The sequence below is a fragment of the Pseudomonas syringae group sp. 243L2 genome (assembly GCF_032587875.1).
Classification (GTDB): Bacteria; Pseudomonadota; Gammaproteobacteria; order Pseudomonadales; family Pseudomonadaceae; genus Aquipseudomonas; species Aquipseudomonas amygdali.
In genome coordinates this window covers 139,049-145,843 of record NZ_JAWHPL010000032.1, presented here as the reverse complement: position 1 = coordinate 145,843, position 6,795 = coordinate 139,049, and the positions used below count along the sequence as shown (strand labels likewise).

Genomic DNA, 6,795 nt, shown 5'->3' with positions numbered 1-6,795 from the left:
AAAGTGCTGAGGACTCGGTAGCCGGAAAACATCCGGCTACTTCAGACCTTCCCTAACGGACGATATCTATGTTGAAGAGATATTTGTCCAGATGTTTATAAAGTCCTAAGAGTTTTCCTACATTTTCCTAGGCCGGCTTCTGGCAGTTAATTCTCCCATCAACTTAACTCACTGTATGAGCCTATAAGTGGAGAACGCCATGAACAGTAAAAAATCGACCTGGAAATTTATGTTGAGGTGTTTGTTTCTTCGTCAAGGTTTGGGGGCCGTCATGGTGTCGATTCCCTTGCTGGCTGCGCCTGCTTTTTCATGGGCAAAGGACGGCGCATTGACGTTGCATGGCAGTATCGTCAACAGCAGTTGCGTGATTTCCGACATTAATGTGAATGCGCCTGTTGCTCATGCGCGTATTTTGCAAGTTGCACCGGGCATCAATATGCAGGTGAGCACTGAACACAATGCATGTGGTGATCAGGCGGTGCCCTTTGTCGCGCAGTATCAGGTACTTCCGGTCGCCGAGACCGACGGCGAGGCCCTGCAGGCCCGCGCTGGAGTCATCACGTTGAGCTATCAATAAATACAGATCTGTATTATTTTTTCGACCGGACTGTCACCCACGCTTAAGTGACGGTCCCGTGTCCGGTCAGCCCTTTCAAAACTGAAAGCGCCGCGGTTTAAAACATCGGCGCCACACTGTTTAACAGCCGTAATTAGCCTACTTGCGCAAGACGCCTGGTTATTCCTACAGACCTGTCCTGCGTGTCGTGTTGTGTTGTCTGCGGGTTAAAAGTTATCCAGCTGACAGCATCGAAATAGACCTGGATCTATAGTGCTCACCGTCCGATAGCGGGCACACACGACATAACACAAGGAAGGTCGTTAGCATGAAAAAGCTTTCTCTTACATTGGCAGTTCTGGGCGTAATGGGCGTTGGCATGGCGGGTAACGTCAGTGCAGCGAACAACGGAAAAATGGTCTTCAATGGCACACTGACCAATATCTCCTGCGATGTGGGACCGGGCACAGGCGTCAGTACGGGCACCAACCCTGGCGAAATCAATGTCGACCTGGGTAACGTTTCCTTCTCCGATATTGGTGTATCGAGTGAAAGTCGATTCGAAACGGCTGCGCCTATTCAGCTGCTGGTCAACTGTAGCGCGGGTGCAGATCAATACAGCATGGTCAAGATGCGCCTTACTGCCCGTAACGGCAGCGGCCTGGACAATAACGATGCCAAACTTCTGCGCACCACCGGCGCGGCAGATGGTGTTGGTATCGGCCTGCTCAATACCTCCAGCGTTCTGATGGACCTGAGCGGTGCTGAAACCGTCGACACCACGCTCATCAAGGATGGTGCCGGCGGCGCGACTGCTGAAATAAATTTTGGCGCGGTCTATGTGCTTAACGGCACGCCGACCAATCCGGGTAATGCCGACGGCTTCCTGCCGTTCGTGATGGATTACGAGTAACCGTGTCGGACAGGGCGGGCACGGCTCGCCCTGTCCCTTATCGAATTCAAGGCGAACGCCAGTATGTTTCCTGTTTTTTTTCGCTACACGATGCTTGTTGCGCTAGTGTGCTGTGCGTCCTCTGTTCAGGCGGGCATCGTATTGAATACGACGCGCGTCATTTATCAGGGTAATGAAAAAGAGGTCAGTCTGGGTGTTCATAACAGTGGCGGGGGAGAGATTCTCCTGCAGTCCTGGCTTGAATCTCCGACAGTGGCGACCAACAAGACTGACAACAACGACACCCCAGCGTATTTGCCTTTTATCGTCACGCCTGCGCTGACGCGCATGGCCGGAGGTGGCAAGCAACTGTTGCGCATCATTCATTCCGGTGCAGACATGCCCACTGATCGTGAATCAGTGTTATGGCTCAATGTGCAGGAAATCCCCCAGACTGCTGCCGAGAACACACTGCAGATTGCGATACGTCAGCGCATAAAAGTGTTCTTTCGGCCTGACGGTTTGCAGGGCGATCCGCAGCAGGCACCTGAACAGCTGAACTGGCAATCAATCGATAACGCGGGTGTGCAGGTGGAAAATCCAGGGCCCTATCACGTGTCCATGCTGAGGATTTCCATACGCCAACACGATAGTGAACTTGCCCGTCTCGACAGTCAGATGCTTGCCCCCCATCAACAACTGCGTATCCCGTTGCTGCACACACCGGGAAGTGCGCCGTTGCTGGTGAGTTTCGTGAGTATCAATGATTACGGCGGGCAAGTGCCTTATCAAGTGACACTGGCCGATAAAGAACCGGGTCATGCCCACAAGGCCTTGCCTCGGTAACCTGCCGCATCACACATCAGCGTTAACTGTTCAAACCGTTGGGCCTGCGTGACAAACCGGCCCGGCAGACCTGCGTCTGTGTAAAGGATTGCGCGGCGCGCGCGACAGCCGAAGTAGAGTGAAGACCGCTATGGAATGGCGCAAAAAAGATCACAAGGGAGTCATTGCACAGTTCGCTCTGCCTCACCCACGACACTGTCCGCTGGGTATCGGCCTGGGGTTGACGTTGATGTTTTCGCTCAGCGCGTTCGCAGCCTCGCCTGGCGGTACTCGGGCTGACGGGACAGTCAAATTCAATACGGCATTTATCCAGGGAAGCGATCAGCCGCCTGACCTCCAGGAGTTTCTGCGTACCAACAGCGTACTGCCCGGCACTTATCGGGTTGATATTTACGTCAATCGCAAACTGAGCGGCAGGCGAGATATCGCCTTTTCAAAAAATCGGGTGTCAGGCCTGATTGAACCCTGTCTGTCGCTTGAAATGCTACAGAGCTTCGGTCTGGACCTGAGTCGCCTGCCTTCAGATGAAGGCGCTGCTCAGGGCTGTTTCGATTTGCCTGCGCGTGTCGAGTTTGCGCGCGTCGACTATCAGCCCGGTGCGCTGCGACTCACAATCAGTGTGCCGCAAGCCGTTATGTCGCGGGGCGCTCGCGGTTATGTTTCACCGGAGCTTTGGGATCAGGGTGAGACGGCAGGTTTTATCAATTACAACGCCAATGGCAGCAGACGCCGTAACAAGGGTCTGGAAACGGACCAGTATTATCTCGGGATGCGAAATGGCCTGAACCTCGGGGCCTGGCGATTGCGCAATGAGTCCTCGCTGGTCGGCGGCAGTGATCGGCCCTGGCGTTATCGCAGCAATCGTACTTTCGCGCAGCGTGACATCACTTTCCTGAAAAGCCAGTTCACGGTGGGGGAGACCTTCAGCGACTCGCAGGTTTTCGACAGTGTTCGCTTCAAGGGCGCAGCACTGGCTTCTGACGATGGCATGCTGTCCGACAGCGAGCGCGCCTATGCCCCGGTCATCCGCGGGGTTGCCGAGACCAACGCGACGGTGGAAGTTCGTCAGAACGGTTTTCTGCTGTACAGCGGCAGTGTTTCACCGGGGCCTTTCGAAATTGCCGATATCTACCCCAGTGGTTCCAATGGTGATTTGTCGGTGTCGGTCATTGAGGCCGATGGGCGCGTACGGACTTTTACCCAGGCCTACGCATCGCTGCCGATCATGGTCCCCTGGGGATCCTTGCGCTACAGCCTGGCCGTCGGGCAGGTCGATAACAGTAATGATGTTCAAGCCTCTCCCGACTTTGCCAGCACAGCCCTGATCTATGGGCTTTCCGAGCGGATTACCGGGTTTGGGGGGCTGCAGCTGGCCGAAGATTATCAGGCCGCGAATATAGGTGCCGGGATCAATACCGGGCTGGGCGCAGTGTCGCTGGATATCACCCGGTCTGTCAGTCAGGTTGCTCAACAGTCGCGCAGCGGCCAGAGCATACGGGTGCGCTATGCCAACACGCTGGACGTTACCGACACCACTCTGGCCGTGGCAGGTTACCGCTATTCCACTGAAGCGTACCGGACCCTGAGCCAGCACATCAGCGATACCGACCCGCAGAGACATGCGCTGTCCACTGGCCTGGCTCGGGATCGGCTTGAGCTAAGTGTTACCCAGATAGTGTCGAGCCACGCCGCATCGCTGAGTCTGACCGCTTCCGAGCAGCGCTACTGGAATCTGCCCGGCAAGACCCGGCAACTTTATCTGTCCTATAACGCTGCCTGGCAGACCGTCAATTACAGCCTGTCCATTGAACGCAACGAGGACTTCGGGCGAAACGGTGAAGCGAGCACCGACAATCGTGTTGCCTTGAGCGTGACCCTGCCACTCGGATCGAGCCCCGGTTCGTCGCGACTGTCTTTCAATGCCGTGCGCGACAGCACCGGTGAGTACAACGCTCAGACCGGGCTCAACGGCCAGGTGCTGGGGGATCGTGATACGTTTTATTCGGTACAGGCCGGGCATGACAGCAGCTCCGGCAGTTTCGGTGCCGGGAAGATCAGTACCACCACCGGGTTCGGTCGCTTCGAGGCAGGTTATAGCCAGGGCCAGGACTACGATGCATTCAGCCTGTCTGCGGCGGGTTCGCTGGTGGCTCACCCCGGAGGTGTGAACCTGGGGCAGGCGCTGGGTGAAACCTTCGCCCTGGTTCAGGTCCCGGACGTCAGCGGGGCTCGGTTGAAGTCCTTCAGTAACGTCGAAACCGCAGGCAACGGCTATGCGGTTCTGCCCTATGCGCAGGCCTACCGGACCAATTGGGTCAGCCTGGATACCCGCCAGTTGGGTGCTGATGTCGACCTGGAAAATGCCATCACCCAGCTCGTACCGCGCCGGGGAGCGATACCGTTGGTGCGCTTCAAAGCCGTTGTGGGCCGCCGGGTCCAGTTTGAACTGGTGCGCGCCGACGGTAGCAAAATACCGCTGGGTGCCAGTGTCGAAGATGAACAGGGCAGGGCACTGGCGGTGGTCGACCCTGGCAGTCAGGCGTTGGTTCTCAGTGAGCATGATGTCGGCAGCTTGCGGGTTCGCTGGTCTGATCAAAGTTGTCAGGCAGCATTCTCGCTGCCGCCCAGAGATCCGACCCGTGCCTACGAGCGGATCAGGGTGACATGCCAATGAGCGCCCTTGCTGATTCATGCCCGGCAATGTTGGCGGTGCTGCTGCTAATGGGCAGCGTTGGCGCACAAGGGGCGATTTCGCTGAGCGGCACACGGCTGGTCTTTGATGGCCAATATCACGAAGCCAGTATTGAGGTGCGCAACCGAGGTGATTCCGAGGCACTTTTTCAGGCATGGATAAGTGATGCCCGCGATGACGACGACACTCCCCAGGCCCGGCGCAGTACGCTGCCGTTCGTGGTCACGCCACCGCTTTCACGTCTGCCGGTGGGTGGCAGGCAGGCCCTGCGCGTGTTGTATCAGGGTACAGGCATGCCACAGGGGCGCGAGTCACTGCTGCATTTGTATGTGCTTGAGGTGCCCCGACGGCAGGAAGGCGTTCGCCAGCTGAATGTTGCCGTGCGCCAGCGCATCAATGTGTTTTACCGGCCCATTGGTCTAGAGGGGAATCCGGCTGACACGGGCGCAAAGTTGCTGTGGACACTGACTCATGACGAGGCAGGCGTTTCCGTACTGACGGTTAGTAACCCAATGCCTTATCACGCTTCCCTGCAAGCGTTGCGCATCGACGCTGTTCAAATCAGCGAGTACCTGTTGCTGGCACCGGGTGCCCATTCTGAAATGGTTGTGCCAGCGAGCGTTCTGCCTTCTGCAACCCGCCGTTTTTCATACAAAGCGCTGACCGACTACGGCGGTCAGCGAACTTATTGCACACCGCTCAAGGGGCATGCGGTCTTTACAGCCCGCCTGCTGGAGAACAATTCCTTTCAGGACGAATGCTGATATGAAACTACTGTCTGCCAGACGCTGGCTGCGCTCCACTGTGGTGTTGCTGATGCTGAATCCGACTTCCGTCTTCGCGTTGGTCTGTACCACCCAGGGGACGGGCGAAACCGAAATTCACGATGATCTGGGTAGTACGGTGGCGATCCCGGAGTCGATTCCCAACGGGGAGGTAGTGTGGCGTTCCGAGCCTGTGAATGTTCAGGTCGAATGTGCCAAGGAGGGCTCGCAGTCTGTCGAGGAAGAAATTTTCATCTACCTGAATCCGGACAATCGTTTGATCGGTCAGGGTATCCGCGCTGGCATGACACTTCAGGGTACCGATTACCTGCAAGGCAGTGGACGGGTCAGTACCGGGAGTTACCTGCCTGTCTGCCATGAAGGCGATAGCAATATCGAAAATTGTCCAAAGGTGCGCTTCAATCTGGCGTTTTCCGTGTTTATTCAGAAGTTCGGCGCAACACCACCCTCTGGGGTGGCCAGTGATCTGCTGGATTACCGGTTTTTTCAACTGGGTGGTGCGACGGACTCCAGCCGGGTGCCGGGACGCAGCCTCAGTTACGTGATCAACAACCTGCGGGGGCTGCGGTTCGTGGCCTGCGACGCCGACCTGCAGGTGCTCCCGGAAACCGTGGAGTTCGGCGACGTTGCCATACACGAGGTGACTATTGGCAAGGTGATCGCCACACAGACATTTTCTCTGCTGACCAGCCGCACGTGCGATTCGCCTTTCAGCATTGATGCGCGTTTCAGGCCGGTGACAGGCAGTCTGTCGGGCGAACTGCTCGTTCCCTCTGGCAACGACTCACTGGGAATTCGCATTGCCAGTGCCGTCAATGGCCAGCCGTTACGTTACAACGAGCCGTTCCATCTGGCGGAACTGCTGGGCGAAACCAACGCTGCCAGTGCTGACTTCAATGCGCAATTGCTCTGGAATACCAACACACCAAGGCCGGGGCCGTTCAATGCCGAGATCATGGTCGATCTGTTCTACAAATGACGGCGACAGGAGGCTCGGGCGGTTGCGCGGCGATTGATGTATGCT

Annotated in this window: 6 protein-coding genes; all 6 read left to right on the top strand. The window is 56.8% G+C overall.

What is annotated here, in order from left to right; all coding sequences use genetic code 11:
- Positions 1–199 precede the first annotated feature (199 nt).
- The 6 genes from RYB66_RS22405 to RYB66_RS22380 all read left to right on the top strand — a co-directional run bounded on the left by RYB66_RS22405 (position 200) and on the right by RYB66_RS22380 (position 6,750).
- Positions 200–577 (top strand): hypothetical protein, encoded by a 378-nt coding sequence (locus tag RYB66_RS22405; protein ID WP_005778170.1) that lies wholly within the window; start codon positions 200–202, stop codon positions 575–577.
- A 307-nt stretch (positions 578–884) separates the two neighbouring features.
- Positions 885–1,469 (top strand): fimbrial protein, encoded by a 585-nt coding sequence (locus RYB66_RS22400; RefSeq protein WP_004656053.1) that lies wholly within the window; start codon positions 885–887, stop codon positions 1,467–1,469.
- A gap of 63 nt (positions 1,470–1,532) precedes the next feature.
- Positions 1,533–2,294, top strand: coding sequence for a molecular chaperone (locus RYB66_RS22395; RefSeq protein ID WP_002552335.1), 762 nt, complete (start codon positions 1,533–1,535; stop codon positions 2,292–2,294).
- Between the two features lie 202 nt (positions 2,295–2,496).
- A complete protein-coding gene (locus RYB66_RS22390) occupies positions 2,497–4,968 on the top strand; it encodes a fimbria/pilus outer membrane usher protein (RefSeq protein WP_029240805.1) in 2,472 nt (823 codons plus the stop codon).
- Entirely contained in the window at positions 4,965–5,750 is a 786-nt protein-coding gene (locus RYB66_RS22385) for a molecular chaperone (RefSeq protein ID WP_010201905.1), read from the top strand. Before RYB66_RS22390 ends, RYB66_RS22385 begins: the two co-directional genes overlap by 4 nt.
- A gap of 1 nt (position 5,751) precedes the next feature.
- Positions 5,752–6,750 carry a fimbrial protein gene (locus RYB66_RS22380; protein ID WP_005778174.1) on the top strand — a complete coding sequence of 333 codons (999 nt, stop codon included), beginning with the start codon at positions 5,752–5,754 and terminating at the stop codon, positions 6,748–6,750.
- Positions 6,751–6,795: the final 45 nt, after the last annotated feature.